Origin of the sequence: Parafannyhessea sp., assembly GCF_051876455.1 — a bacterium.
Taxonomy (GTDB): Bacteria; Actinomycetota; Coriobacteriia; order Coriobacteriales; family Atopobiaceae; genus Parafannyhessea.
Window position 1 is genome coordinate 1 of sequence record NZ_JBJEHW010000064.1, and the last position, 4242, is coordinate 4242.

The 4242-nt window shown below is 70.3% G+C and carries 4 protein-coding genes; 2 read left to right on the top strand and 2 right to left on the bottom strand.

Annotated features, from left to right (window positions below; translation table 11 throughout):
• A partial coding sequence (locus tag ACI38Z_RS03020; protein WP_439788706.1) for a DUF3825 domain-containing protein occupies positions 1-1837 on the top strand: 1837 nt, incomplete at its 5' end.
• Positions 1838-1940: 103 nt separating this feature from the next.
• Here ACI38Z_RS03020 and deoC read toward each other — a convergent pair.
• Both deoC and ACI38Z_RS03030 read right to left on the bottom strand, forming a co-directional pair.
• Entirely contained in the window at positions 1941-2582 is a 642-nt protein-coding gene (deoC, locus tag ACI38Z_RS03025) for a deoxyribose-phosphate aldolase (RefSeq protein WP_439788707.1), read from the bottom strand.
• A gap of 154 nt (positions 2583-2736) precedes the next feature.
• The gene (locus ACI38Z_RS03030) at positions 2737-3759 is read right to left on the bottom strand and encodes a LacI family DNA-binding transcriptional regulator (protein WP_439788708.1); all 1023 of its coding nucleotides are present in this window, start codon (positions 3757-3759) and stop codon (positions 2737-2739) included.
• A 250-nt stretch (positions 3760-4009) separates the two neighbouring features.
• Here ACI38Z_RS03030 and ACI38Z_RS03035 point away from each other — a divergent pair.
• Positions 4010-4242 (top strand): isocitrate/isopropylmalate family dehydrogenase (locus tag ACI38Z_RS03035; RefSeq protein WP_439788709.1); only part of this gene is annotated, 233 nt, incomplete at its 3' end.

Below are 4242 nucleotides of genomic sequence, written 5' to 3' on the forward strand. Positions count from 1 at the left end.
ACAGTCCGAGGCGGAGGCCAAGGCCGAGGTCAAGCCCGAGCCGGAGGCGCAGGCCGAAGTTGAGGCCACGGCGCAGGCCGAGCAGCAGGCCACGCCGGAAGAGAAGGCAAAGGCCGAGGCCGCAGCCGCGCCCGAGCAGCAGCCGCAGGCGACGGAGTCCGCGGGCGAGAAGAACGAGGCCCCTCAGCAGGAGGCGGCTGCCAACGCGGAGGCCACGCCGGAGGCTGCGCCCGAGGCCGAGGCAGCACCCGCAAGCGAGCCGGAGCCGCAGGCGGCACCCGCTCCTGAGGCTGAGCCCGAACCCGTACCTGCACCCGAGCCCACCCCGGAGCTCGAACCGGAGCCGACCATCAACCTCACCATCACGTACGACCCGGAGGACGACTCCCAGCCCGACGCGGAGGAGCTCCCGGCCGAGGGCAGCTTCTCGTTCGAGGACGTGCGCCCGGCCGTGGCGGCAAACGGCCCCGCGCCGGAGGAGGAGCCCGCGACCCCCGAGGGAAGCCTTTCTCGCCAGTCAGACCTGCCGCACTCGATCTCGCTCGACGTGCACTGCAAGGACGAGTTCCTGCGCGCGCTCTACCAGATGCTGCCGCTCGATGTGGACGTCATGGGCGTGCTGGACGAGGACTGGCAGGTGGCCCGCTCGACCGCGCTGCTCACGGGCACGCACAGCCGCGTCACGTTCCCCTTGCGCTACCTGCACGAGGATGACGGCCAGCCCGTGACCATCACGCTCAAGCGCTCCGCGCGCACGGCCGCCGGCAAGCGCTGGAGCGTCGCCTGCATCGACGGTGACGACGGCACCGGCACCATGCACGAGCCCCTGGGGATCGAGGGCCTGCCCACGCAGGACGAGGGCGCCTGGAGCGAGCTTTCCGGCCCCGCGCACGGGCTGCCCGTGCAGAGCCCCATCCGCGAGTTCGCGCAGTTCGCGATGGTCGGCTCGTGGGACTCGTACCTTGGCACGCTCGCCACGATGGCCATGCCCGAGCACTGGGACTACCCCGGCGAGGGCGTCGGCCAGCCCAGCCGCTACGGCATCCTGCGCGAGTACCTGTGCGTCACCTTCCATCGCGCGCGCCAGACCAACCGCGTCTCGGTTGCGGACGACGGCTCGCTCGCCGCGTTCGACACGGGGCTCTACACCCCCTTTGGCCAGGACATATACGCGGTGTTCACGCCCAACCGGGGCGACATCGCCTGGAAGTCCGCGGGATTCTGCGTGGCGGGCTCCGGCCAGATGGGCGCGGAGCTCGTGGCAAAGCTCGACCCGCTGCCCCAGCCTGTCACCTACCTGCACGACCTTACCGACGTCACGCTCGACACCAACCGCCTGGTCGTGCTCGACACGGACGCCATCCTCACGCACCGGCTCGGCGTCCTGCCCCGCGCCTTCCTCGCGGACGAGCTCGCGGCCAGCCCCACGGCGACGGAGCTCCTGAGCCGCGCCGGCCAGGGCGAGCAGCCCACCCAGGGCGACCCGCTCGTGGAGCTCGCGCGCGCCATCAAGGCGGACCCGGGCCTGTACCGCCGCCTCTGCCGCGACCTGGACGAGGCCCTCGACCTCACACTCAAGCGCGTGCGCGCCAGCTACCGCATAGCCGTGCCCGCCTACGACCCCACGGCCGACGCGCTCAGGCTGCTGGTGCCGCTCTGCCTGGTGAGCTACGCGCAGGCGGACTGCGCGCTCGTGGTCGCGCCGCAGCCTTCCGGCAACTACCGCGGCGTCACGATCATGTCGCTCGACCGCGCCCGCGTGTGCGCCCGCACCGTCAGCGCGGAGCAGCCCGCGTGGCTCGCGCGTCCCGCGGCGCCCTCGGGCCAGGAAGGCTAGTTCCTCTCCCCTGGCTTTGCCCCAACGGCACGAAACCGCACGCAAGCGGCCGGGCCACCCACGCGGTGACCCGGCCGAATCTTTACCTTGCCTGCCAGCGCCCCTACTCGGAGCAGATCGCGACCGAGGCGCTCGCGCCGATGCGGTCCGCGCCCGCGGCGATCATGGCGAGGGCTTCCGCCTTGGTGTGGATGCCGCCCGCGGCCTTGATCTTCATGCGGTCGCCCACGGTCTTGCGCATGAGCTCCACGTCGTGCACCGTCGCGCCACCGGTGCTGAATCCGGTCGAAGTCTTCACGAAGGTGGCGCCGCCCGCCTCGGCGCACTTGCACGCGCGCACGATCTGCTCGTCCGTCAGCAGGCAGCACTCCAGAATCACCTTGACCGGGTGGCCCTGCGCGGCCTCCACCACGGCCGCGATGTCACGCGTGCAGTAGTCGTCGTCCCCGCTCAGGAGCTTGCCCACGTTGAGCACCATGTCGATCTCAGTGGTGCCGTCGGCAACGGCCTGGCGCGCCTCGGCCACCTTGCCGGCCGTGGAGCACGCGCCCAGCGGGAAGCTGATGCACGTGGTCACGCCCACGCCGGAGCCCGCGAGCCGATCCGCCGCGAACCTGGTCCACGTCCCGTTGATGGACACGGTCTTGAAGTGCCACTCGCGCGCCTCGTCGCACAGCTTGGCGAGCTGCTCCTCCGTCGCGTTCTGCTTGAGCAGCGTGTGGTCCATGTACTGGTTGAGCTCCATCTTGCACGTCCCTTCGTCCGTCCGCCCGCGGGCGGGTCTCCCCTGCTACATGGCAAGGGTAAACGTTTACTCACACGACTGTCAAGACGGGTCGGACAAGCGGCTCCCCCCGCGCCGGACGAGAAGCCCGTGCGGCCTCGCCCCGCGCCGCCCCTCAGCCATCTGCCAGAGCGTCCCCGCGCAGGGTCGACTCGCGCCGCACCAGCTCCACGGGCACCAGCTCGCGGCGACCCTCAGCCCGCTCGCCGCGCACCATCTGGAGCAGCGTCTCCGCCGCCAGCTCGCCAATGCGCTCCGGGCACTGCCGCACGGTCGTGAGCGGCGGGCGCCCAAAGCGCGCGAGCAGCACGTCGTCAAAGCCCACGACGGTCACGTCGGCCGGCACGCGCACGCCCTTCTCGCCCAGCTCGTTCATGAAGCCGATCGCAAGGCGGTCCGTCTCGCAGAAGACGCCGTCAAAGTCCAGGCCGCGGGCCAGGGCCTCCTCCGCGGCGGCGTGACCGCCCTCAAAGTCCGTGGCGGCGGGGGTCAGCACGTGGTCGTCCGCAAGGGGAACGCCCAGCTCACGCAGGGTGTCCACAAAGCTCCTGGTGCGCACCTTGGTGATGGGGAAGTTCGCCGTCGCGCTCACCAGCAGGGGCCGCCGGCAGCCGCTGCGCACCAGCTCCCGCGCCGCAAGCCTGCCGCCAGACACGTTGTCGGAAAGCACCACGCCCACGTCCGGCGCAAGATCGGCCTCGCGGTCGATGTAGACCACCGGCACGTCGTGGCGCATGGCCGCACGCACGTCCTCCAGCGCGTTTGCGCTGATCACGCCGCACACGCGCTGCGCCGCGAGCGACGCGTAGCACTGGCGCTCCATGTCGAGCGAGTGGCCGGTGTTGTAGATCATGATGGAAAGGCCGGCGTCAAACAGCCGCTGCTGCACGCGCATGATCAGGCGCGAGAAGAACTCGTTGCTGATGTTGGGGACCACCACGCCGACCGAGTCCGCCCGCTGCTGGCGCAGCCCCCGCGCGAGCTGGTTGGGCTGGTAGCCCAGGCGCTCGATCGCCTGGCGCACGCGGCGCTCGGTCTGTGGCGAGAAGCGCCCGTTCTGGTTGATCACGCGCGACACGGTGGCGACGGAGACCCCCGCCTCCCGGGCAACGTCCTTGACCGTCACGCGCTCAGCCACGCGTCCTCCCCCCAGCCACCTGCAAGCAACGGCCCCATGGTACCCCATCGCGCTCGCGCGGCCGCCGGCTGGCCCGTCAGCCGCGGCCAAAGCCATCCCAAAGCTTAAATCTGCGCTACAAAGCGGGGACGGCACGCACTTCTCGCCCAAGCGGGCGGCGCAAAGCAGCTAGACTTGGGACTCAGTTGGACTGTTGGCCAGCCAGCCGGCTTGGCGATTGGTCAAGAAAAACGGGCATCCGGAGGACGCGATGGCAAAGATTCAGATGAAGACCCCGCTCGTCGAGATGGACGGCGACGAGATGACGCGCATCATGTGGAAGATGATCAAGGACGACCTGATCGTCCCGTTCGTCGACCTCAAGACCGAGTACTACGACCTGGGGCTCCAGAACCGCAACGCCACGGACGACCAGGTCACGATCGACTCCGCCAACGCCACCAAGCGCCTGGGCGTGGCCGTCAAGTGCGCCACCATCACGCC

Coding starts and splice junctions, on each gene's coding strand:
- deoC (WP_439788707.1), bottom strand. CDS start 2,582: ATGGAGCTCAACCAGTACATGGACCACACGCTGCTCAAGCAGAACGCG.